Annotated in this window: 24 protein-coding genes; 13 read left to right on the top strand and 11 right to left on the bottom strand. The window is 68.6% G+C overall.

The window, feature by feature from the left end; translation table 11 throughout:
- Positions 1-66 precede the first annotated feature (66 nt).
- Positions 67-663 carry a hypothetical protein gene (locus tag BIU95_RS03900; RefSeq protein ID WP_139179632.1) on the top strand — a complete coding sequence of 199 codons (597 nt, stop codon included), beginning with the start codon at positions 67-69 and terminating at the stop codon, positions 661-663.
- On the opposite strand, the gene BIU95_RS03895 is transcribed toward BIU95_RS03900, so the two are convergent.
- Complete coding sequence (locus tag BIU95_RS03895; protein WP_139179631.1) at positions 553-1,965, bottom strand: O-antigen ligase; 1,413 nt, start codon at positions 1,963-1,965, stop codon at positions 553-555. The two genes, BIU95_RS03900 and BIU95_RS03895, sit on opposite strands and share 111 nt — an antisense overlap.
- A 373-nt stretch (positions 1,966-2,338) precedes the next feature.
- Here BIU95_RS03895 and BIU95_RS18515 point away from each other — a divergent pair, with 373 nt between their 5' ends.
- Positions 2,339-2,701, top strand: a complete 363-nt coding sequence (locus BIU95_RS18515) for a DapH/DapD/GlmU-related protein (protein ID WP_175470718.1) — start codon at positions 2,339-2,341, stop codon at positions 2,699-2,701.
- A 13-nt stretch (positions 2,702-2,714) separates the two neighbouring features.
- Here BIU95_RS18515 and BIU95_RS18510 read toward each other — a convergent pair whose 3' ends face one another.
- From BIU95_RS18510 to BIU95_RS03875, 3 genes are all read right to left on the bottom strand, one after another.
- On the bottom strand, positions 2,715-3,389 hold the full coding sequence (locus BIU95_RS18510) for a glycosyltransferase (protein WP_175470717.1): 675 nt from the start codon (positions 3,387-3,389) through the stop codon (positions 2,715-2,717).
- 445 nt (positions 3,390-3,834) lie between these two features.
- Positions 3,835-4,950 (bottom strand): glycosyltransferase, encoded by a 1,116-nt coding sequence (locus BIU95_RS03880; RefSeq protein WP_083389214.1) that lies wholly within the window; start codon positions 4,948-4,950, stop codon positions 3,835-3,837.
- Positions 4,943-5,518 carry an acetyltransferase gene (locus BIU95_RS03875; protein ID WP_071250490.1) on the bottom strand — a complete coding sequence of 192 codons (576 nt, stop codon included), beginning with the start codon at positions 5,516-5,518 and terminating at the stop codon, positions 4,943-4,945. The genes BIU95_RS03880 and BIU95_RS03875 overlap by 8 nt, the downstream gene beginning before the upstream one ends.
- 74 nt (positions 5,519-5,592) lie before the next feature.
- Here BIU95_RS03875 and BIU95_RS03870 point away from each other — a divergent pair, with 74 nt between their 5' ends.
- Positions 5,593-6,843 (top strand): glycosyltransferase family 4 protein, encoded by a 1,251-nt coding sequence (locus tag BIU95_RS03870; RefSeq protein WP_071250488.1) that lies wholly within the window; start codon positions 5,593-5,595, stop codon positions 6,841-6,843.
- A gap of 27 nt (positions 6,844-6,870) precedes the next feature.
- Here the strand turns inward: BIU95_RS03870 and BIU95_RS18125 are convergent, their stop codons facing one another.
- Together BIU95_RS18125 and BIU95_RS18120 are read right to left on the bottom strand one after the other, a co-directional pair.
- Entirely contained in the window at positions 6,871-7,281 is a 411-nt protein-coding gene (locus BIU95_RS18125) for a serine O-acetyltransferase (protein WP_175470716.1), read from the bottom strand.
- Between the two features lie 103 nt (positions 7,282-7,384).
- The gene (locus BIU95_RS18120; protein ID WP_071250485.1) at positions 7,385-8,503 is read right to left on the bottom strand and encodes a glycosyltransferase family 4 protein; all 1,119 of its coding nucleotides are present in this window, start codon (positions 8,501-8,503) and stop codon (positions 7,385-7,387) included.
- A gap of 243 nt (positions 8,504-8,746) precedes the next feature.
- On the opposite strand from BIU95_RS18120, the gene gmd reads away from it, so the two are divergent.
- The 4 genes from gmd to BIU95_RS03840 all read left to right on the top strand — a co-directional run bounded on the left by gmd (position 8,747) and on the right by BIU95_RS03840 (position 13,545).
- A complete protein-coding gene (gmd, locus tag BIU95_RS03855) occupies positions 8,747-9,775 on the top strand; it encodes a GDP-mannose 4,6-dehydratase (RefSeq protein WP_071250482.1) in 1,029 nt (342 codons plus the stop codon).
- Positions 9,775-10,746: a GDP-L-fucose synthase gene (locus BIU95_RS03850; RefSeq protein ID WP_042539117.1), complete on the top strand. Its 972-nt coding sequence runs from the start codon at positions 9,775-9,777 to the stop codon at positions 10,744-10,746. The genes gmd and BIU95_RS03850 overlap by 1 nt, the downstream gene beginning before the upstream one ends.
- A 35-nt stretch (positions 10,747-10,781) precedes the next feature.
- The gene (locus BIU95_RS03845; protein WP_017886291.1) at positions 10,782-12,602 is read left to right on the top strand and encodes a DUF4012 domain-containing protein; all 1,821 of its coding nucleotides are present in this window, start codon (positions 10,782-10,784) and stop codon (positions 12,600-12,602) included.
- Between the two features lie 379 nt (positions 12,603-12,981).
- Positions 12,982-13,545, top strand: coding sequence for a hypothetical protein (locus BIU95_RS03840; protein WP_017886290.1), 564 nt, complete (start codon positions 12,982-12,984; stop codon positions 13,543-13,545).
- A 69-nt stretch (positions 13,546-13,614) separates the two neighbouring features.
- Here the strand turns inward: BIU95_RS03840 and BIU95_RS03835 are convergent, their stop codons facing one another.
- Entirely contained in the window at positions 13,615-14,079 is a 465-nt protein-coding gene (locus BIU95_RS03835) for a VanZ family protein (RefSeq protein WP_017886289.1), read from the bottom strand.
- Positions 14,080-14,338: 259 nt separating this feature from the next.
- Between BIU95_RS03835 and BIU95_RS03830 the strand changes: the two genes are divergently transcribed.
- Together BIU95_RS03830 and BIU95_RS03825 are read left to right on the top strand one after the other, a co-directional pair.
- Positions 14,339-14,668: a hypothetical protein gene (locus BIU95_RS03830; RefSeq protein WP_056069418.1), complete on the top strand. Its 330-nt coding sequence runs from the start codon at positions 14,339-14,341 to the stop codon at positions 14,666-14,668.
- 101 nt (positions 14,669-14,769) lie between these two features.
- A complete protein-coding gene (locus BIU95_RS03825; RefSeq protein ID WP_231564075.1) occupies positions 14,770-15,099 on the top strand; it encodes a hypothetical protein in 330 nt (109 codons plus the stop codon).
- Between the two features lie 103 nt (positions 15,100-15,202).
- On the opposite strand, the gene BIU95_RS03820 is transcribed toward BIU95_RS03825, so the two are convergent.
- Genes BIU95_RS03820 through BIU95_RS03810 form a run of 3 tightly spaced genes read right to left on the bottom strand, consistent with a single transcriptional unit; the run spans position 15,203 to position 17,312 of the window.
- The gene (locus tag BIU95_RS03820) at positions 15,203-15,934 is read right to left on the bottom strand and encodes an SOS response-associated peptidase (protein ID WP_071250478.1); all 732 of its coding nucleotides are present in this window, start codon (positions 15,932-15,934) and stop codon (positions 15,203-15,205) included.
- A gap of 49 nt (positions 15,935-15,983) precedes the next feature.
- Positions 15,984-16,613: a hypothetical protein gene (locus tag BIU95_RS03815; protein ID WP_071250476.1), complete on the bottom strand. Its 630-nt coding sequence runs from the start codon at positions 16,611-16,613 to the stop codon at positions 15,984-15,986.
- A 3-nt stretch (positions 16,614-16,616) separates the two neighbouring features.
- The gene (locus BIU95_RS03810; RefSeq protein ID WP_071250474.1) at positions 16,617-17,312 is read right to left on the bottom strand and encodes a hypothetical protein; all 696 of its coding nucleotides are present in this window, start codon (positions 17,310-17,312) and stop codon (positions 16,617-16,619) included.
- Between the two features lie 252 nt (positions 17,313-17,564).
- On the opposite strand from BIU95_RS03810, the gene BIU95_RS03805 reads away from it, so the two are divergent.
- The 3 genes from BIU95_RS03805 to BIU95_RS03795 are packed head-to-tail and all read left to right on the top strand — an operon-like array spanning position 17,565 to position 19,375.
- Positions 17,565-17,990: an organic hydroperoxide resistance protein gene (locus BIU95_RS03805; protein ID WP_017886283.1), complete on the top strand. Its 426-nt coding sequence runs from the start codon at positions 17,565-17,567 to the stop codon at positions 17,988-17,990.
- 10 nt (positions 17,991-18,000) lie between these two features.
- On the top strand, positions 18,001-18,387 hold the full coding sequence (locus tag BIU95_RS03800; RefSeq protein WP_017886282.1) for a YchJ family protein: 387 nt from the start codon (positions 18,001-18,003) through the stop codon (positions 18,385-18,387).
- 34 nt (positions 18,388-18,421) lie between these two features.
- Positions 18,422-19,375, top strand: coding sequence for an SDR family NAD(P)-dependent oxidoreductase (locus tag BIU95_RS03795; RefSeq protein ID WP_071250472.1), 954 nt, complete (start codon positions 18,422-18,424; stop codon positions 19,373-19,375).
- A gap of 20 nt (positions 19,376-19,395) precedes the next feature.
- Here the strand turns inward: BIU95_RS03795 and BIU95_RS03790 are convergent, their stop codons facing one another.
- A complete protein-coding gene (locus BIU95_RS03790; protein WP_031259323.1) occupies positions 19,396-20,262 on the bottom strand; it encodes a shikimate dehydrogenase in 867 nt (288 codons plus the stop codon).
- Between the two features lie 58 nt (positions 20,263-20,320).
- On the opposite strand from BIU95_RS03790, the gene BIU95_RS03785 reads away from it, so the two are divergent.
- Positions 20,321-21,328, top strand: a complete 1,008-nt coding sequence (locus tag BIU95_RS03785) for an iron-siderophore ABC transporter substrate-binding protein (protein WP_071250470.1) — start codon at positions 20,321-20,323, stop codon at positions 21,326-21,328.
- The last annotated feature ends 39 nt before the right edge of the window (positions 21,329-21,367 follow it).

Genomic DNA, 21,367 nt, shown 5'->3' with positions numbered 1-21,367 from the left:
GAACAGTACCGGCACGCGATCTCGACCTGGGCCACGCAGCTCGAAGGCACGCCGTTCGGCCTCACCGTGGTCGAGACGAGCGGTGCCACCGCGACCGAGCTGCTGTCATCCGTTGATCCCCGTCTCCGCCATCGGATCAGAGTGGTCCAGTACGACCCGTCCGAGTCGGACGCGAGTCGAGGCAAGGGCCGCCTCGAGGCTGATGCCATCGCACACGGGATAGCCGCGATCGAGCGGGACTCCGGGCCGGACCAGAGCATCTACAAGTCGACGGGCCGACTCGTTCTCCGGAACGCCCGACGACTCGTGCTCCCGATTCCGCACGACGCCGTCCGGGTTCGGATGGCCCTCGACCGGTCGTTCGCGGACACGCGATTCGTCGGCGCCGGCGCGCTGACGTGGCGGAGGGTCCTCCTCGCCGATGCGGTCGCGATCGACGAGCAGGCCGGAATCTACTTCGAACACGTCCTCGCCGGTGCGGTGGCGCGATCAGCAGCGTTGCAGCAGATCCGGATCGAGCGCTTCGGGGAACGGCCGAACTTCGACGGCCAGTCAGGCTCGACCGGCCGCCGGTATCGTCGAGGCCTCGTGTCCGCTGTGCCCGCGCTTTCGCTTCTCGCGGAGCGAGGCCTTGCTGGTCTCGCTTCGAGGAAGCAGGCCTGAAGCCGTCGGCGTCTGCTCAGCGAGAGCAGCTCCGACGAGCAGGACGGCGAGACCGACCGTGATCGCGAAGCCCTTGTCCTCCAGGGAAGCACCGAAGGGCAAGAGCGCGACGAGGATCGCGATGCAGCCTCGGACAGCGGTGTTCGCGAGCGTCCACTCGAACATCGGCGCGCGCCGTACGAGCGGCACGAAGATCAGCACGAGGCAAGTGAGCAGGATGATGCACCCGATGACCCCGAACTTGGCCAGGTAGACGAGCGGGCTGTCGACGGAGAAGTCGGTGCCTGCGATGCCGGTGGTGGGGTTGATGAACGTCTGGCCTTCGCCTCTGCCCATCAGGACGTTCTGTTGCCACATTGTGAGGCAGTACTCGTAGGCACGAGACCGAATCGCTCCCGACTGGTCCGAGCCGACGCCGTCCTGGATCGTCTGCCAGATGCTGGCGAACCGCTGTGCCAGGAAGTCCTCGTTCTGGAAGAACTGGGCAGTCAGCGGAACCGCTACCGCGATCGCCGCGAGACCCACGACGGCGGCCGTGACGATCCGCCGCACGGGCGCCCGGAGTTTGCTCCGTGCACCAACGATGCCGATCAGGACTGCTGCGAAGACCACTCCGGTACGGGTCCCGGTGACCAGGACTGCGAACACGAAAGCCACACCTGCGGTGAACCACGCCCAGTTGATCCGCGAGCCTGCCAGCGCCATCGCGAAGCTGAGCGCCACGGCCAACGTCAGTGCGGTCAGGGAGGACAGGAGGGCGGCGTCGCCGTCAACAGGCTGCGTCGACACGAGACCGCGTGCAGCGATCCAGCGCGCGGCGAAACTGTAGGCCGCGAGCGCGCCCACCAGAACCACGAGGATGCGGGAAGTGCGAACGCTCGCGGTGCCGATCGCGTCGAGTGCGATGATCACCGCGCAGCCAATCAGGACGTACGTCGCACCGTCCCGCAGCCAGTTCGACAAGGTCGCGCCCTGAACCGCGACGGAGTAGGGAAGGACCACGAGCACCTGCCACAGGATGATCCCGACTCCGCCCACGTACGAGGGGAAGAGGGACCGCAAAGCGGGCGACTCCGACATCCCCCGCAACTTCGTCAAGCTCACCAGCACCGATACGCCGACCACCGCGAAGTAGAACAACTTCGGTGCGCTCAGACCGCTCGACGTCTGGAAGACGAGGAACGCGCCGAACACGAAGAAGGCTGCTCGTGCCCAGGAGTAGCGGACGACCAGAACGAGCGCGAGCACAGCGGGGATGACCAGCGCCGTCCGTGGATCGGCGGATGCCCCGATCGCCAGCACGCACGTGACCAACGCCGCAAGGACGACGAGGGCGACTGTGCGTGTCCCCGATCGCATGCCGCAACTCTAGTCCGTCCGGCAAGTCTGACGACCTAATCTTGACGCCATGAGGCGACTCGTTCTTCTGCTGTTCGGAGATTTCCGTGTCTCGTGGCTCCGCACCATCCTGCAGTTGGTCCGCGGCAGGCGAGTACTCATCGGCCGGCGGTTCCGTCTGCAGGGGGTCCCTGAGTTGGTCGATGGCCGATCTCGACTGACCCTCGGAACGCGTCCGTACGGGTTCGCGACCGGTCGAGACGCCGGCATCCTCCGCGTACGCGGCACGCTGCGGATCCACGGGAGGGTCGCGATCGGAGTCGGGTCGAGGATCGAAGTGGCTTCCGGGGCACTCGCGGACATCGGTGAGGACACGTACTTCTCCCCGAACGTGCGCATCATCGTGAGCTCAGGACTCACCGTCGGGCGTGGATGCGCCATCGGGTGGGACGTCCAGATGCTGGACGACGACCAGCACGTCTTCCGGAGCGGAAGTCGCGAACGACCCCGGTCGGCACCGATCGTCCTCGGCGATCACGTGTGGGTCGGGAGCAGAGCGATGATCTTCAAGGGGGTCGAGATCGCCGACGGCTGCGTCATCGCGAGCGGCGCGGTCGTGACGAGGAGCGTCGACGAACCGAACAGTCTCGTCGCGGGGAATCCTGCGTCCGTCGTCCGGCGTGGGATCTCCTGGGAATGATCGCTTTCCGGACTCACCGCTGATCGAGCGCGCCGAGGAACACCGAAGCGAACGCGGCCGGCGTGTGCTCGAGGATCTCCGGGGTGCTGATGTGGCCGCGCCAATCCGCCTTCGACGACACGAGCGCCTCCGCGAGTGAGTCCTCATCGGACGCACACGTGTAGACGCCCCGCATGTTCTTCGTCGAGGCGGCCACGCCGCTGCTGGCGGTGACCACCGCGTGGAGACCAGCTGCCAGCCCCTCGTTGACGACGAGCCCCCACACCTCTTCGGACGACGGGAGGACCAGTGTGTTGCTCGCGATCATCTCGTCGATCGCCTCGTCGTTCTGTGTCGTCCCCTTCAACACGACGTGGTCGTGCAGTCCCAGGGTGTGGATCGACTCTTCCAACATGCCCCGCTCGGGACCGTCACCGACGAAGACGAGGACGTCCTCAGGCCCACGTGCCTTCGCGAATGCACGCAACAGGAGTGCGGGCTGTTTCCGGCTGATCAGCTGTCCGACGAAGATGAAGCGGTGCCCGGGTGACTGCGGGTGGCCGGCCCGCGCGGTGAGCGCCCGATCCGCGATGTGCTGGACATCGACGGCGTTGAAGCCCCGATGGATGCGCCCGGCCGCGACACCGAAGCTCTTGAGCGCGTCCTCTGCGTCGACACCCGGGACGACGACCGCGTCGAGACTGCGCATGAACAGGCTCCGCGAGCGTGCGATGACACCCGTACGGTGACGATTCGTGTTGAGGGTTGACTCGTAGAAGCCGACGGTTCGAATGCGTCGGAGTTTGGCGACGAGCAGGAGTTGCCAGTACGCGGGGGACTCCCATCCTCCGAGGAGGACCGCGCTCGGCTTCGGGGGGAAGACGAATCGAGGATCGAGGAGGGTGTACAGGCTCGTTTCACCTCGGCGCAACTTGAGCGTGCGGAGTGTCCGGTGCCGGAGCGCGCGGAGCCCACGCTCAGACCAGTCGGCGGGTCGACGCCCTTCACGGACACGCTGCCGATCGCTCTCGAGGAGGAACACGGTGAGGTCCGCCCGGCTGGCGATCTGTTCCCAAACCGGGACACGGTACGGCGCAGCGATGTTGGTGAACCAGTGCAGGACCGGCAGCTGCCCACGGTCACGCCCTGCGATGTCAGGCTCCGGCATCGTAGATGTCCTGCAGCCCTTCGACCACGCGGGAGAGCGAGAACCGCTCCTGTGCAAGTCGTCTCGCTCGTGCTCCGGTTGCAGCTGTTGCCTGAGGCGAGTCGAGCGCTTCCGTGAGTCGGTCCCGGAGCTCGTCGACGGATCCGAAGGTCCACCCCGCCCGTGCCTCCGAGATGACCGGGGCGAGGGCAGAGGTGCGGTGCACGATCGGCGGTGTCCCAGCCGACATCGCCTCCAGGATCGTCATCCCGAACGGCTCGTCGACGGCGGGCTGCACGAACACCTCAGCCGAGTGCATGTGGGCGATGACCTCGTCTGGGGGGACCGCGCCGACCAGCGCGACCCGCTCGCCCCCGGGGACGCCGGCCAGTGCGTTCCGAACGTTTGAGAGGTCGCCCTCATCGGGACCCGCGATCCGGAAGGTGCCGTCGGGGTAACGGCTCGCCAACTCCGCGGCCACGGTGGCGAACGTGGTCGCACCCTTCCGCGGGTGCAGCCGACCGAGGAACAGCGCACCCCGTCGACGTTGCAGCTCGGAGTCGTCGCGTGACGGTATCCCGTTCTCGAACAACACCGATGGCGTCGCCCCAGCCGACAACCGTGCTATCTCACGGCCTTCGTCCGGAGTGAGCACGAGTGCCGTCCGAGCGGACGAGACCACGCGTCCGGTCATCAACGAATCGACGATCTGCGCCGACCGCTTCGATGACGCGTCGATCATGCCGTGCGTGTGGATGACGTACGGGAGCGACCGACTGCGCAGTGCCATGGCGATCGGCAGCGTGACGAGGTCACGGGCGAGGTGGACGTGGAAGATCTCTGTACCGGTGAGCCCTTCGAGGACCTTCCGCCTGAGGCCGGGAGCGATCGTGGTCGCGAAGCCCATTCCCGGGACGAGTCGCCGGGAGCGTGCGAGGCCAAGCGGCACGCCGTGCCACTCCGTCGGCAGAGTCTCGTACCCGTCGGCTCCCGCGAACACCGAGGCATCGATGCCTCGACGACGTTGCTCAGCGGCGAGGTCGAGCGCGACCTTCGTGGGGCCTCCGAACCGGCCGTCCGGGGAGACGAGGGTGACCACGTGCCGAACGACGCGATCAGTCATGTCGGGTGCCCGTCACGACCGCCGGGTTCCCGACTGCGATCGAGTTCTCGGGGATAGCACCTCGGACCACCGAGAGCGGTTGGACGAGGGCTGACCGACCGATGTGGGCGCCGCCGAGGACCACGCAGCGAGCCGTGACCCAGGCTCCGTCCTCGATGACGACTGGCCGAGTGATCAGCCCCATGTCCCGACGGTGGGCGTGGCTCCCGGTGGTCACGAATGTGTCTTGTGAGACGACGACGTCATGACCGATCGTCACCACGTCCTGGTTGTGGATCCAGACGCCCTCCCCGATCCAGCTGTCGTCGCCGATGCGGAGCTTCCAGGGGAAACGCACTCGAGTACGGGGGCGGAAGATCACGCCTTCGCCGATCTCCGCGCCGAAGCGGCGTAGTACGGACACTCGGAGTCGCGAGCTGATCTGGAGGGGATTCGTGACGAACAACAGTTCCACGATGCCCCACAGGTACACCATCGGTGCCGACCGTCCCCAGGACGTGCGCTCCCCTGGTGCCGCCCGCAGGCTGATGATCCGGGGGCGCCCCGATGGCTCTTTGTCGAGGTTCACAGTTCAACGTCCCGTACTCGGTCGAGGAAGTCCTCGGCTGTTACTGTCCTCGGGTGTCCCCCCGAGTCTCTGTCGTGATCTTCGCACAGAACTACGCGCCGGAGCCGAGCGGCAACGCGCCCTACGTCACCTCGCTCGCCGAGGGGTTGCAGGCGAGCGGGGAATTCGAAGTGACGGTCGTCACTGCGCATCCGTACTACCCGGACTGGCAGATACGGGCGGGGTACGGCCAGTGGAAGCGCGACGAGACGCTGCGAGGTGTCCACCTCCGCCGGAAACTGCACTACGTCCCCAGCCGACCCACTGCGCTCCGCAGACTCGTGTCCGAACTCTCGTTCGGTGCTCGCTCCGCCCTTTCGTCCTGCGCGCGCGCAGACGTGATCGTCCTGGTGTCTCCGAGCATGTTCGCGAGTGCGGTGACGATGCTCCGTCTGAAGTTGCTCAACCCTCGCATACCGGTCTTGACCTGGGTCCAGGACCTGTACAGCCTCGGGGTCCGCGAGACCGGGGGCGGGGCGGGGATCGCGAAGGTGGTCACGGCGTTCGAATCCTGGTTGTTCCGGCGCAGCAGCACCGTGACCGTCATCCACGAGCGGTTCAGGGACACGGTCACGTCGTTGCTCGGAGTCGACGCCGAGCGGGTCAACGTGATCCGGAACTGGACCCACATCAGCCCGGTCGACGGGCGCCACCGGACTGCGGCACGGTCGAAGCTGGGCTGGGGACCCGACGAGACCATCGCGCTGCACACGGGCAACATGGGAGTCAAGCAGGGTCTCGAGAACGTGGTTCGTGCAGCTGCGCTCGCGGAACAGCGCGGCGACCGGGTCCGATTCGTCTTCATCGGGGGCGGCAACCAGCAAGACCGTCTCGTCGCCATGGCCGAACATCTGACGCAGATCGACTTCATCGGCTCCCTGCCGGATGACGAGTACGCACTCGCCCTGGTCGCGGCGGATGTGCTTCTGGTGAACGAGCTCCCCGGAGTGTCGGGGATGGCGGTGCCGAGCAAACTGACTTCGTACTTCGCTGCGGGGAGACCGGTCGTCGCCGCGACGGACGCAGGGGGCGTGACCGAAGAAGAGGTAGAGGCTTCTGGAGCCGGGGTGTGCGTCCCCGCGGGGGATGAAGAAGCACTGTTGGACGCGGTCGTCGATGTCGGCGCCGATGCCGAACGCTCAGCGCAGATGGGGTCGGCGGGAGTTCGTTACTACGAACGACTGCTCTCTCCTGATTCCGCTATCGATGCGTTCAAGCAGGCTCTCCACGGTGCACGTCGGTCTGGTACCTCGACGCGTAGGCGGCGCGCACTTCGTCGAAGCTGACTCCCGACTCGAAGGGTTCCGACGTCATCACCGGTTGCCGATCTTCCGTGCCGGGCACCCCGCCCAGATCTCACCAGCCGGAACGCTCTTCGTGACGACAGCGTTCGCTCCGATGACCGCGCCTTCACCGATGGTGAGCCAACCGTGGGCACAGACGATCTTCGCCCCGGCGCAGATGATCGCATCGTCTTCGACGATGAAGCCCTCCAGCGCGGATTCGGCTTCTGGTACCCAGACATCGCCGCGTCCGATGGTCACACCGTGGTAGACCGTCACGTTGTCCCTGATCACAGTTCGCGGATGCAGGACGATCCCGAAACCTCGGTGCATGACCTGGAACCCAGAACCGATCTCGACGCCCGCCGGTATCTCGAGTCCGTAGACCGACAGAAGCTCCCTTGCCGCGCGTCTGAAGGGTCCGCGGCGAGCACTGATCACGCGGTTTAGGATCGACATCATCGTCTCCGTCGGTTCGAAAGGTCGATGGGGTGACCGTAGTGGAGAGTCGCCGGCCAGCACGGCCGCACGCCGACGACGCTGATCAGGGAAGTCGGATCAGTTGTTCGATGGCTCGTTGCATCCGGTCCACCATGTCGTCGAACCTGTACTCGCCGAATCGGTACTCCGCAGCGCGAGCGAGACGATCGGCTTCCCTCGGTCGGGCCATCAGATCGTCGAGTGCGTCGGCGAGCGCTTCGGGTGAATCGCTCGTGACGATCGAATCGACGCCCGGTCGGAGGTATTCGAACTCCGGAGCGTGGAACGGCGACTCAGCTGTGACGATCGGGAGCCCGAGGGCGAAGCTCTCCGGAGCGATGAGCCCGACTCTGCCTGGATTGAAGATCCCCGTGCAGAGCCGGGCCATGATTGCCTTCTCCCGGTTGCCGGCGTAGCCGATGGAGCGGATCTGCATGCGCTTGACCGCCGGGTCCAGGAGGTGCTCCAGATGGCCTCTGCCGGCAACCACGAATCGCGCCGGTGAGCTTCTCCTCCACAAGCAGTCAAGAGTCGAAGCGAGGAGATCGACTCGTTTGCTCGCGTCGAGGCCACCGATGACCGCAAAGTACGGACCGGCACCGATGCCGAGCTCTTCGCGCAGGTCCTCCTCGGACTGTTCACGAGCAGCGAGAACCGCCCCGCGCAACGCGTCGGTGTCGGAGGTGTTGCCGAGAACCGAGACCTTCGCCGGATCTGCGCCGAACGCGATTGCGAGATCGCCCCCGCTCGGCGTGTACGCGAGGACAGCATCCGCTCGCCGGACCTGCCAGGTCCGCAACGCCCTCGAGGCGAAAGAGTCTCGATTGACGTAGGAACCCACGTGCCCCCACACAGCCGTCGGAGTGGAACTGAGCAGCGCTCGATAAGAGTAGATCGCTCCGGCGGCGAGTTCGACCACGACGGCGTCTGCTGTGGCCCATGCAGATCGCCCGGGAGCTGTGCGGATCTTCGCTGAGCCGATCTGCAGTGACCGGGTCCTGAAGATGCGGTGCTGAACGCTCGAGAGTTCGACGCTGTCCTGACGCTCGCGTTGCTCGAGGTCTGGTTCCCCCGACACGATCACCAGTTCGTGGCCGTTCGAACGAAGCCGCCGGCCGAGCTCGGAGAAGAGCGCCGATCGATAGGCGGGAACATACGGTTGCACGATCACGATCTGGGCCACGGTGCCACGTTTCTCATCGGTCGAACCCCACGAATCGATGTCGGGAGTGAATGGGAGCGTAGCGCTCGCACAGCCCGGAGGGCGCGCTTCTCGGAAACTGTCCACGACGCGCGTTGGGGTGCCGTTGTGCGGTGCGCTCGCCACCGCGCCGATGTCGTGTCGTTCTGACGACCTCCGTATGCTCAGGGGCTGAAGGGGCCGCTGGACGACTGTCGGGCTCCAACGCGAGAACTGGGGAATCGTTTGACCAAGCGTGCGCTCATCACCGGCATCACCGGACAGGACGGCTCCTACCTGGCCGAGCTGCTGCTCCGCAAGGGGTACGAGGTGCACGGACTCATCCGTCGTGCGTCCACGTTCAACACATCGCGGATCGACCACCTGTACGTGGACCCGCACAACCCCGATGCCAAGTTGTTCCTGCACTACGGGGACCTCGGTGACGGTGCGCGGCTCGTCAGCCTGCTCAGCGAACTGAAGCCCGACGAGGTCTACAACCTCGCCGCGCAGTCGCACGTGCGGGTGTCGTTCGACGAGCCGGAGCACACCGGCGACGTCACCGGTGTCGGCACGATGCGCATGCTCGAGGCGGTCCGCGTCTCCGGCATCCACACGCGCTTCTACCAGGCGTCCTCGTCCGAGATGTTCGGTGCCACCCCGCCGCCGCAGAACGAGGAGACGCCGTTCTGGCCGCGATCCCCGTACGGCGCAGCGAAGGTCTACAGCTACTGGGTGACCCGGAACTACCGCGAGGCCTACGGCATGTTCGCGGTGAACGGCATCCTGTTCAACCACGAGTCGCCGCGTCGCGGTGAGACGTTCGTCACCCGCAAGATCACCCGCGCCGTCGCTCGGATCAAGGCCGGCCTCGAGGACCACGTGTACCTCGGCAACCTCGACTCCGTCCGCGACTGGGGGTACGCCGCCGAGTACGTCGAGGGCATGTGGCGGATGCTGCAGGTCGACGAGCCGGACGACTTCGTCCTGGCGACCGGCGGTGACTTCACCGTCAAGGACTTCCTGACGACGGCGTTCTCCCACGCCGGGCTCAACTGGGAAGACCACGTCCGGTTCGACGAGCGCTACCTGCGGCCGAGCGAGGTGGACGCCCTCGTCGGTGACGCCTCGAAGGCCAAGGAGAAGCTCGGCTGGGAGGCCACGGTCGACACCGCCGAACTCGCACGGATCATGGTCGACGCCGACATCTCGGCGCTCGAGCACGAAGGCCGTCCGTGGATCGACAAAGTCCGACTCGAGAGCTGGGGTTCCTGATGTCCACGACCGACTTCACCCCCGGTCCAATCGACCGGTCCGATCGCGTGTACGTCGCCGGGCACCGCGGCCTGGTCGGCTCGGCGGTCCTCCGCAAGCTCGAGTCGGAGGGATTCACCGACCTGGTCGGGCGGACCTCGTCCGAGCTCGACCTGAAGGACCGCAGCGCCGTCTTCGCGTTCTTCGCGGAGCAGCAGCCGAAGCACGTCGTGCTCGCCGCCGCGAAGGTCGGCGGGATCATGGCGAACAACACCTACCCGCACGACTTCCTGAGCGAGAACCTGCAGATCCAGGTCAACGTGATGGACGCCGCGGTGGAGCACGGTGTCGAGCGCCTCGTGTTCCTCGGCTCCTCCTGCATCTACCCGAAGATGGCCGAGCAGCCGATCCACGAGGACGCGCTGCTCACCGGCCACCTGGAGCCCACCAACGACGCGTACGCCATCGCCAAGATCGCCGGCATCCTGCAGGTTCAGGCCGTCCGCCGACAGTTCGGTCGTCGGTGGATCTCGGCGATGCCGACCAACCTCTACGGCCCGGGCGACAACTTCTCGCCGACCGGCTCCCACGTGCTGCCGGCGCTCATCCGCCGGTACGACGAGGCAGCCCGCAGCGGTGCGTCGACGGTGGAGAACTGGGGGACCGGGTCGCCCCGCCGCGAGTTCCTGCACGTCGACGACATGGCGGCTGCCGTGTTCCACCTGATGGAGCACTACGACGGTCCTGACCAGGTCAACGTCGGGACCGGTTCGGACGTCACCATCAAGGAGATCGCCGAGACGATCGGCAAGATCGTCGGTTTCGAGGGCGAGACGGTCTGGGACACCAGCAAGCCGGACGGGACGCCGCAGAAGCTGCTCGACGTGTCGAAGCTGGCGGAAGCCGGGTGGACGGCGCAGATCGGGCTCGAAGACGGGCTCCGCAGCACCATCGACTGGTACCGCGAACACGCGGATTCCGTCCGTCAGTGATGGGTGCTGGACCCACGGAACCGTAGGATCGCTTCATGTCCGACCAGCCCGAGTCGCGACGCACTGCAGCACGCCGGGGGTCCAGGGCCCGGATCGTCCTGTGGGTCGTCCTCGCCCTTGTCCTGCTGCTGATCCTCGCCGTCGCGTGGGTCGGTGTGCGTGGCCTGCTCGCGAAGGGGCACCTGGAGCGTGCCGTCGGGGACGTCGACACGCTGCGGACCCAGCTGACGAGCGGCGACACCGGCGCTGCCCAGAAGACCGCACGCCACCTGGAGGACGAAGCCGCGTCGGCTCGGTCGCTGACCGGTGACCCGGTCTGGGGTGCGGCGCAGGCTGTGCCGTTCTTCGGAACCAACCTGCGGGCCGTGCGGGACGTGTCGGTCGTCGTCGATGATGTGGCCCGCGATGCTGTCAGCCCGGTGGCCGGAGTCGTCGGGAAGCTCGGGTCGGACTCGTTCGCGCCGAAGAACGGCCGGATCGACCTGCAGCCGATCGAGGATGCGCAGCCGGCGGTCGCGAAGGCCACCAAGACGCTCGAGCAGGCGCGCACCGACGCGGCACGGATCGACACCAGCGGAACCCTGTCGCCGGTCACCACCGCCGTGGGACAGCTCCGGAACGCGCTGTCGACTGCCTCCGAGCAGGCGGTCGCAGCGAACCGCATCGTGCAGCTCGCGCCAGCCATGCTCGGTCACGACGGGGACCGGAACTACCTGCTGCTGTTCCAGAACAACGCCGAACTCCGAGCCGGAGGCGGGATCCCCGGCGCAGTGGCGGAACTCGAGGCGAAGGACGGATCACTGCATCTGTCGGCGCAGGCCTCGAGCGGAGACTTCGGGCCGTACGACCAGCCAGTCCTGCCCTTGACCGCCGACACGCGTGGGCTCTACGGCAACATCACCGGCGAGTACATGCAGGACGTCACCCTCACGCCGCGGTTCGACGTCTCGGCGAAGCTCGCGCGGGAGATGTGGAAGCAGAAGTTCGGGCAGCAGGTCGACGGGGTCATCGCCATGGACCCGGTGACGCTGAGCTACATCCTCAAGGCGACCGGTCCGGTGCAGCTGCCGACCGGTGACACCCTGACGTCCGACAACGCGGTGAAGCTCCTGCTGAGCGACGTCTACGCGAAGTACCCCGATCCGGTGGTGCAGGACGCGTTCTTCGCGTCGGCCGCCGGCGCGGTGTTCGAGAAGATCTCGTCGGGCGGGTTCGACACGAAGGCGTTCGTGTCTGCGCTGACCCAGAGCTCGGACGAGGGCCGTCTGCGGCTCTGGAGCGCCGACAACGCCGAGCAGCGCAGGATCAGTGGGACCCCGGTCGCCGGTGAGCTCCCGACGGCGACCGCCGACTCGAGCCAGTTCGCCGTCTACCTGAACGACGGCACCGGCGCGAAGATGGACTACTACCTCGACAAGAGCGTCTCCGTCGGGAGCTCGGTGTGCCGCAAGGACGGTCGCCCCACGTCCGTCGTGCAGATCACCATCAAGAACACCGCACCGGCCGATGCCGCGACGAGCCTGCCGCGGTACGTCACCGGTGGCGGCGACTTCGGCGTGGACCCCGGCAAGATCAAGACCCTGCTCGCCGCGTACGCGCCCGAGGACGCGATCTTCCTGGGCGCGACGAAGGACGGCAAGACGACCGCGGTGCAGACGGCCACCGACGGTGGGCACCCGGTCGCGCAACTGCAGACACTGCTCGCCCCCGGCGAGAGCCTGACCTTCCGGGTGGCCTTCCTCGGCGAGGCGAAGTACGCGAAGGCAGCCGTGCAGGCGAGTTCCACTCCAGGCGTCCAGCAGACGAAAACGAAGCCCCTGACGTTCGACTGTCAGCAGCCACTCGCCACTCGGTGACGGCAGAACCTCCGCAAAACGAACCGGCACGTTGCCCCCACTCCGAGGGGCGCCGGACGATCCTGTTCGAGCGCAAAGACTCTTGATCTCACGCACAGCGCACGTGTGTGGCGTCGCTCAGGCCGTCTCATCAGGGCTTTCGGTCGGTTGATGCCGGAATCGAGCGACCGCGCCGCTGCTCGTCCCGCCGATGTCGAGGGTGAACACACGTCGACCAGTGACCAAAATCCACGTGATCTGGCACCAAGCTGGGAAACTCCGCTAGATTGAGTCAACATCGCCATCACAACCGCCATTTCTTTGGCTGGGGTCAACCACCGGCGAACAGCGGGCTCTGGGTGTCAGGGTCTGGATATTCAGATCTTTAGGGGAACCATTCATGAAGAAGCTCATCGCAGCGGTGGTGCTGGCTGGCGCCGCACTGCTCGCCACTCCGGCCGTCGCCAACGCCGCCGGGTACACGCCTGACTCCGACGTCTCCGTCTCCGGCAGCGCCGTCGCCGGTGGCACCGCGGCCGTGAACTTCACGCCGGGTGCCTTCCAGGACAACGAGACCGTCAACGTCCAGGTCACCGGTGCCGGTGCGGTCACGCTCGGCGCGCTGCCGACCACGACCGTCTCGAAGACCTACACGGCCGCCTCGGATGGTTCGCTCGACGTCAAGGTCACGTTCCCCCAGGGCGCCTCGGGCACCTACAACCTGACCGCCACCGGCGCCACCTCGGGCGTCGTCGGCTTCGCGGCCTTCACCGTCGCCCCGGCTGACGCTGCTGCGGTTCCCGCAGCCGGCGCCGGCGCTGGCAACGGCACCGACGGCACGCTGGCCTTCACGGGTTCGACCGTCTCCGCCCTGGCCCTCTGGGTCGCCGGTGGCGCAGTCGTCCTCGGTGGTGGCCTCCTGCTGGTCCGCGGCTCGGTCCGCCGCCAGCGCGAGTCCGTCTGAGTCTCGACACACTGAACGAAGCCCCCGGAGCACCTGCTCCGGGGGCTTCTTCGTGCGCGGGGATCGTCGTCAGCGACGCCGGGCCGCACGGCTGAGGAGCAGCACGCCCGCCACGGCCCCCAGGAGCGCCCCCACGCCGTTCGCGACGACGTCGTCGATGGTCGCGGTGCGGGCCGGCAGGAACAGCGCCTGGCCGGTCTCGATGCACGCGCTGACGACGAGCCCCGTGGCGATGGCGGCCCACCACCACCGTGCACCGGCGAGCAGCACCACCAGCAGGCCGAGCGGCACGAAGTACACGACGTTCGCGAACGACTCGACCGCGGCGTAGTCGATGCGGTCCGGCAGCCCGTGACGGTGTGCGGCCGCGAGTGCACGGGTGAGCCACGGGCCGCCCGAAGCGTCGACGGGGGAGCCCCAGAAGCCGACGAGTGCCAGGGCGACGCCGTAGGCGACGGCCAACCCCGTCGCGAACCGACGGCTGCGCCAGGTGGCGGGTGCGCGGTCGTCGACGCGGGGCTTGTCGGAGGTCACATGCCGACGCTAGCGAGTCGCGCCTCCAGGCCGGTGACCGCACCGTTTCGTCCCCCGATCGCGTCGATCCGGAAAACGAGTACCCCGATCCTGGCCCTGTACCCCGGAAATGCGACGCACCTGCCCGGAAATCCGGGGCTGGCCGATGGGTCGCATTGACGGAACCCGTGAATCCACGGGCCTCGCTGGCGATCCCCGCGGCTGTTCTCGTAGCGTTCTGGTGTCAGCAGATGTACCCCGGATCGTGAAGGAGAGCGACATGAGCATCACCGTGAACAACGCGACGCAGGCCGAGGTCACCCTCGACACCGAGACCGTGGACACCATCGCGATCCTCGAAGCCGACGCAGAGCTCTCCTCGCGCCCGAAGCGCGCCAAGGTCACCTGGGTGCAGGAAGACCAGGGCGAGTGGATCGCCGGTTACGGCGGGTACTTCGGCGGCAGCGTCGACAAGCGGGACGACCGCTACGTGGCCTCCGACACCTTCGGACTCGTCGTGGGCGAGTTCGCCTCCCTCGAAGAGGCACAGACCAAGCTCGAGGACCAGCTGCACGTCATGCTCCCGCCGGTCATCCGGCCGGTCGAGTGACGACGGCGGACACCAAGACCCCCGGCGTCGACCGCGACGCCCGCACCACCCGGAACCACCGGCACCACCCAGCACGCAGCACAGCACGAAGGAGCAGCACCATGAGCACGACCGTCGCCCACCGCCAGCAGGCCGAGGTGACCCTGGACACCCAGACGATCGAGGTCATCGCCGAGATCGAGGCCCAGGTCGTGGCTCCGGTGCAGGCAGCCCCCGTCCACATCACGTGGGCGCAGGCCGACACCGGCCTGTGGGTCGCGAACTACGGCGGCTACTACGGCGGCACCGTCGACCGTCAGGGCACCCACTTCTTCGTCGCCGACACCTTCGGCCAGTACGTCGGGGACTTCCGCTCCCTCGACGAAGCGAAGGCGCGACTGACCGAGCGCCTGCACGTGGTGCTGCCGGACGTCATCCGTCCCGCCGCTTGATCTGCTGCTGACCGATCGCTGATCCTCGAACCCCCGCCGGCATGCCGGCGGGGGTTCTTCGCGTCTGCGTGCCAGCCCTGCCCTGTCCGCGCGGGGCGCGACCCTACGCGACGGGCTCGATGAGCTGCGGCCCGTCGTTCCGCACGCTGTTCACCGTGCGGGAGACCTCGTACTGCGCAAGTCCCGCGGCCACCGTCAGCGACTCGTGGTCGAGCAGGGCCAGCAGGTCGTCGGTGTGCAGGTCGCCGCCGAGCCAGTCGTCGTAGCCGTCGGGCGTCAGGAACGCCGGCATGCGGTCGTGGACCTCGCCCGGAGCGACGTGGGCGTCACGGGTGATGATCGCGAGCGACAGCCGCCACTTGTCCGGGTCGCCCTCGGGCTTCGTGGGGTCGTGCCAGGCGCTCACGACGCCGGCCATCGCCAGGGCGCCGCCGGGTTCGTGCACGAAGTGGGGTTCCTTGCCGTCCTCGCGCACCACCCACTCGTAGTAGCCCTGCGCCGGGACGATGCAGCGGTTCGTGGCGAAGGCCCGCTTGAACATGCCGCTCGTCGCGACCGTCTCGATGCGCGCGTTGATCGGCTTCGGGCGCTGCTTCTGGAAGTCCTTCGCCCAGCTCGGCACGAAGCCCCAGCTGATCTGCGGCAGCTCGCGTTCGCCGTGGCGCTGGCGGACGGCGTACACGGGGTCGGTCGGGGCGACGTTCCAGCTCGGGGCGAGGCCGGGGTGCACCTCGCCGGTGTCCTGGTCGACGTGCTCGGTCCGGGCGGCGAGCTCGCCCATGAGCTCGGGCAACAGATCGGCCGTGGTGTCGGAGACGACGAACCTTCCACACATGCGCCCAGTGTGCCCGTCGCCGCCGACAGCGGTGCGGTGCGGTTCCTGCTCACGAAGTGGGGCGTGCGGGCGTCTCGGGTGCGGGCTCGAGGGACTCGGCAGCCACGCGGGCTCGTTCGGAGCGGCCGATGCGGACGAAGTACTCCGACAGCCCGACTGTGTACGCCGCGATCGCGAGCACGTGGAAACCGCTGGCGGCCCCGAGGACGAACGCCCCGAGGACGGCGACGAGACCCGAACCGAGCAACGGTGCGACGCGGGCGAGCATGCCGATCAGCCCCCGCCGCAGCAGGACCGTGTCGGTGCGGACGATGTCGCGGTGCTCCGGCAGGACCGGCACCGGCCGACGCTGCAGGTACAGCTGCGTGGCACCCCGCGCGGCGAGCTGCCACGAGGGCCGCACCTGCCGGCCGTTGATCGTCGTCGAGGGGTCCGGCGGCTGCCACGTCGGGATGCACGCGAACGTCAGGAGCCCGACGCCGAGCGCCAGCAGCACCATCGCGACCACGCTGCGGACCGGAGTGGTCCCCGTCCAGTCGACCCGGGCCTCCAGGATGGCCATGCCGACCAGCGCGACGACCGCTGCGACGCCGGACCACACGGCGGCGCGTCGGACGCGTGCCGGATCGAGCACGTCCGTGACGTGCCGACGGAAGACCTGCCAGCCGAGCGTGAACACGGCTCATTCCTCCGGCAGTGCGAGCTTGCTGCCGCTCCGCGCGCCGGAGCGGCCGCGGGGTGGCAGGGGTGGAGGGACCGGCGGGAGCGCTTCGGCCTCGACGCGGAGTTGCTCCTGCCGGCCGAGGGTGCGCAGACCGCCGATGCCCGTGGTCGCGCCGGTGATGCCGAGGAAGAACCCGAACAGCGGCAAGCGGGACAAGCCGGTGCCGGCCGAGATCGCGGCGACGTCGACGATCACCACGGCGAGCAGGGTGGCCGCGCACCCGGTCAGGAGCAGGAGGCCGCCGAGCGCCGAGCGGACGAGCAGGTCGCGGGTCTCCGGCAGCCGGTCGAGGACGGCGTCGCGGTGCTTCGGGTCGACCGGGGGTGGGTTCCTGCGGTGGTACCGGGCAACGGCCTCCTGCGTGCGCCACCCGATGCCCGGGATCGGCGCGATCGCCCACCCCTTCGGCCCGGACGGCACGCAGGCGGCTGCGAGGCACCCGAAGCCAACGGACAGGAGCAGGCCGACGACGACCCTTCCGGCGGGCGGGAGCGGAGTGGCGTCGAACGCGTCCGTCGTCAGCGCGAGCACCACCAACCCGACGAACGCCACGACCACCGCGATGCTGCCGACGAGCCGGATGCGGCGGCGGCGCCGGGCGTCGACGAGTGCGGGGAGGCGCTCGCGGAACACCTGCCACCCGATCTTGAACACTCATCATGTCTACCCGGTGCTGGTGCGGGGTGTCTGCGCGCTTTGCGTTCAGTGAGCAGAAGATGTCGGGTGCTGGCGGGGGACTCGACGTCTTCTGCTCACTCGATGCGCGGCGTCCCGCGCCCTCGCCCCGGCCGCGCCCGCACCCTCCCCACCCGGACACGCCCGAGCGCGCGCCTCCCGGAGCGACCGCGCCCGCGACGTGGTGCTGCCCCTCAGCGATCGTCCAGGCGGGCACGGTGACCTCGGACCATGAGTCTCGACATCGTCTACACCGCCGCTGCCCACGCCACCGGGGGCGGCCGCGACGGGCACGTCCGCAGCGAGGACGACCGGCTCGACCTCGACACCCGTCCGCCCAAGGAGATGGGCGGCAGCGGCGAGGGCACGAACCCCGAGCAGCTCTTCGCCGCCGGGTACGCCGCGTGCTTCCTCGGTGCGCTGCACGCCGCTGGCAAGGAGCTCGAGCTCGACACCACCGGCGCCGAGGTCTCCGCCGAGGTCGGCATCGGCGGCATCGGCAACGGGGGCTTCGGCCTCGCCGTGGAGCTCGACGTCTACGCCCCGAACGCCCCGCAGGAGCAGCGGCAGCGTCTGGCCGAGCGTGCGCACGAGATCTGCCCGTACTCGAACGCCACCCGCGGCAACATCACGGTCACGCTGTCCATCGTCGACTAGCGTTCCGCCGGTGGTCACCGACGAGACGCGCTGCCCCTGCCTGAGCGGCAACCCCTACGGCGAGTGCTGCGGCCCCCTGCACGCCGGGGCGGTGGCGCCGACCGCGGAACGGCTCATGCGCTCCCGCTTCAGCGCCTTCGCGCTGGGCCTGCCGGAGTACCTGCTGCTCACCTGGCACCCGCGCACGCGTCCGGCGGGCCTCGAGTTGGATGCGTCCCAGCGCTGGACACGGTTGGACGTGCTGGCGACCACCTCGGGAGGCCCGTTCGACTCCCACGGCACCGTCACGTTCCGCGCGTGGTGGCGTTCCGACGACGAGCGCGGCACGCTCGAGGAGACGAGCGACTTCGTCCGCGAGCAGGGACGATGGTTCTACGTGGACGGGGTCGTCGCCTGACGGCTCCGCACCACGCCAGCTGACAGGAGCCCACATGCCCGCACGCGACCTCACCCGCTACGGCGAACGGACCACGGCCGCCGAGGTCGTCGACGGCCTCGACCTGACGGGGCGCACGGCGATCGTCACCGGTGCTGCGTCCGGCATCGGGGTGGAGACCGCCCGAGCGCTCGCCGGAGCCGGGGCCCGCGTGACGCTCGCGGTGCGGGACGTCGAGGCCGGCCGACGGGTGGCGGACGACATCGCGCGGACGACGGGGACGGACGCACCGGCCGTCGTCGAGCTGCACCTGGACCGGCCGGCCTCCGTCGAGGCCTGCGCCGCAGCGTGGTCCGGGCCGCTCGACGTGCTCGTCGCCAACGCGGGCATCATGGACGCGCCCGAGTCGTCCACGCCCGCCGGGTGGGAGTCGCACTTCGCGACCAACCACCTGGGGCACTTCGCCCTCGCGCTCGGGCTGCACGACGCCCTTGCCGCCTCGGGTTCGGCACGGATCGTCTCCGTGTCGTCGAGCGGACACGGTGGTTCGCCCGTCGTGTTCGACGACCTGTTCTTCCGCCGACGTCGCTACGAGCCCGGACTCGCGTACGGGCAGTCGAAGACCGCCAACGTGCTGTTCGCCGTCGCTGCCGGCCGACGGTGGGCCGCCGACGGCATCACCGCGAACGCCCTGATGCCCGGCGGGATCTGGACCGGGCTGCAGAAGCACTGGGACCCGGCGGTCCTGGCCGCCACGAAGCTCGCCGCGGCCGACGCCGTGAAGTCCCCGGAACAGGGAGCCGCGACCTCGGTCCTGCTCGCCACCGCACCCGAACTCGACGGGGTCACGGGTCGCTACTTCGAGGACTGCCACGAAGCAGCGGTGGTGGAGCGGATCGAGGACGGCCTGCACGGCGTGCTGCCCTGGGCGCTCGATCCCGACCAGGCCGATCGGCTGTGGGACGTCTCCGTCGCGCTGCTCGATGCCGAGGCGCGGTCCCGCGGCTGACCGAGGGCTGCCCGGTTCGGCTAACCGCTGATGACGGCGGGCAGGTCGACCGCGGTGCGCATCGCCCGGCGGACCCCGGCCTCGTCGGGGAGCAGCTCGTCCTCGTCGCCGGTCAGGAAGAACCGGATCTGCCCGATCGCCTGCTCGGTCAGCATGTCCAGGCCGTTCAGGACCAGCCCCCCGGCCTCGGTCCAACGGCTGGCGACCGCGGTGGGCCACGGTTCGTAGGCGACGTCGAACAGGACGGCGTCGGGTCCCGACGGCCGGACGTCCAAGGCGTCGGCGGCTCCGCCCGGCAGCGTCGACAGGACGAACCCGTGGTGGGTGCCCGTGAGTTCGGTCAACGGGTGGACCTCGAGCGTCACCCCGAGCCGGACGGCCAGGCCGACCAGCGGGTGCGTCTTCGCGGTGTCGCGGACGAACACCCGCACGAGCGAGGCGCCGAGCCGCACGGCAGCGGTCAGGGCACTCGCCGCGGTGGCACCGCCGCCCAGGATCGTGGGCTCACCGGGCAGGTGTCCGAGCGCCTCGACCGGTCGGACGAGGCCCTGCACGTCGGTGTTCGCGCCGGCTCGCACGATCGTGGAGCCCTCGTGGCGGAACGCGACCGTGTTGGCGACCCCGAGCTCATCGACGAGCGGGGTCGTGCGGTCGAGCAGCGGAAGCACCTCGCGCTTGAGCGGCATCGTGAGGCTCAGCCCACGCCATTCAGGACCCAGCCCCGCGACGAACGCGGCGAGCCCGCCGGACGCGACCTCGTGCCTCCCGTACGTGAAGGGCAGGTCGAGCGCATCGTAGGCCGCTGCGTGGAGCGTGGGCGAGAGCGAGTGCGCGATGGGTGAGCCGAGCACCGCGAGGTGCGTGCGGCCTGGTTCGGTGAACGCCACGGTCACCCAGCCTAGCCAGCCGTTTTCTTGAGCACCCCGTTAGGTTAGGCTACCCTTCGTGAACCGTTCCCCCTTGCGTCTCCGACGCGTGCTCGCCGCGGCCGGCGCCGTCGTCGCCGCGTCCCTCGTCCTCGCCGGCTGCGCGTCCGGCTCCGGCTCCTCGACGGACTCCGCGTCCTCGGGGTCGTCCGACGCCGCGTTCCCGGTCTCGATCACGACCGGCCTCGGCACCACCACCATCGAGTCGGCACCGAAGCGCGTCGTCGCACTCGGGTGGGGCGACGCCGAGACCGCCCTCGAACTCGGCGTGCAGCCGGTGGGCGCGAGCGACTGGCTCGCCTTCGGTGGCGACGGTGTCGGCCCGTGGCTCAAGAGTGCGTACGACAAGTCCCCGAAGATCATCCAGACGCTCGAGCCGAGCTACGAGGACATCCTCAAGCTCAACCCCGACCTGATCCTCGACGTGAAGTCCTCGGGCGACAAGGAGCGGTACGACAAGCTGTCCGCGATCGCGCCCACCCTGGCGATCCCGAAGGGCGGCGCGAACTACCTCGCCTCGACCGAGCAGCAGACGACCATGATCGCGAAGGCGCTCGGCAAGGAGTCCGAGGGCAAGAAGCTGCTCTCCGGCCTCGACGACGCCTACGCCGCGGCCCGCAAGGCGCACCCGGACTTCGCGGGCAAGACGGCCGTCGTCGGTGCCTACAGCTCCGAGGGCTTCGGGGCGTACGCCTCCACCGACAGCCGCTCGACCTTCATGCGGAACCTGGGCTTCGAGATCCCGAAGGCCATCGACCAGCAGGCCGGCAAGGAGTTCTCCGTGCACCTGTCCGACGAGAACCTCGACCTGCTCGACGCCGACCTGACGCTGATCCTGCCGATCTACGTGGACGCGTCCGAGGCTTCATCGAACAAGCTGTTCCAGAAGGTGCCGTCGGTCGAGGCCGGGCACGCGATCGTGTTCGACGACAAGGACGTGTCGTCGGCGTTCTCGATGGGCACCACGGCCGCGATCGAGTGGGCGCTCGACAAGCTGCCGGCGGAGTTCGAGAAGAAGCTCGGCTGACCCAGAGCGCTTCTCCACCGCGAAAGCGACAGGGTGCCG

The organism is Curtobacterium sp. MCBA15_007 (assembly GCF_001864905.1).
GTDB classification, from domain to species: Bacteria; Actinomycetota; Actinomycetes; order Actinomycetales; family Microbacteriaceae; genus Curtobacterium; species Curtobacterium poinsettiae.
The sequence above is the reverse complement of the archived record's forward strand: the minus strand, read 5'-3'. Positions and strand labels throughout refer to the sequence as shown.

Excerpts from the sequence above, each read along its gene's own strand:
- BIU95_RS03850 (WP_042539117.1), top strand. The coding sequence starts at position 9,775 with ATGTCCACGACCGACTTCACCCCCGGTCCAATCGACCGGTCCGATCGC.
- BIU95_RS03840 (WP_017886290.1), top strand. The coding sequence starts at position 12,982 with ATGAAGAAGCTCATCGCAGCGGTGGTGCTGGCTGGCGCCGCACTGCTC.
- BIU95_RS03795 (WP_071250472.1), top strand. The coding sequence starts at position 18,422 with ATGCCCGCACGCGACCTCACCCGCTACGGCGAACGGACCACGGCCGCC.
- BIU95_RS18510 (WP_175470717.1), bottom strand. The coding sequence starts at position 3,389 with ATGCGCAGTCTCGACGCGGTCGTCGTCCCGGGTGTCGACGCAGAGGAC.
- BIU95_RS03845 (WP_017886291.1), top strand. The coding sequence starts at position 10,782 with ATGTCCGACCAGCCCGAGTCGCGACGCACTGCAGCACGCCGGGGGTCC.
- BIU95_RS03830 (WP_056069418.1), top strand. The coding sequence starts at position 14,339 with ATGAGCATCACCGTGAACAACGCGACGCAGGCCGAGGTCACCCTCGAC.
- BIU95_RS03805 (WP_017886283.1), top strand. The coding sequence starts at position 17,565 with ATGAGTCTCGACATCGTCTACACCGCCGCTGCCCACGCCACCGGGGGC.
- BIU95_RS03880 (WP_083389214.1), bottom strand. The coding sequence starts at position 4,950 with ATGACTGATCGCGTCGTTCGGCACGTGGTCACCCTCGTCTCCCCGGAC.
- BIU95_RS03820 (WP_071250478.1), bottom strand. The coding sequence starts at position 15,934 with ATGTGTGGAAGGTTCGTCGTCTCCGACACCACGGCCGATCTGTTGCCC.
- BIU95_RS03825 (WP_231564075.1), top strand. The coding sequence starts at position 14,770 with ATGAGCACGACCGTCGCCCACCGCCAGCAGGCCGAGGTGACCCTGGAC.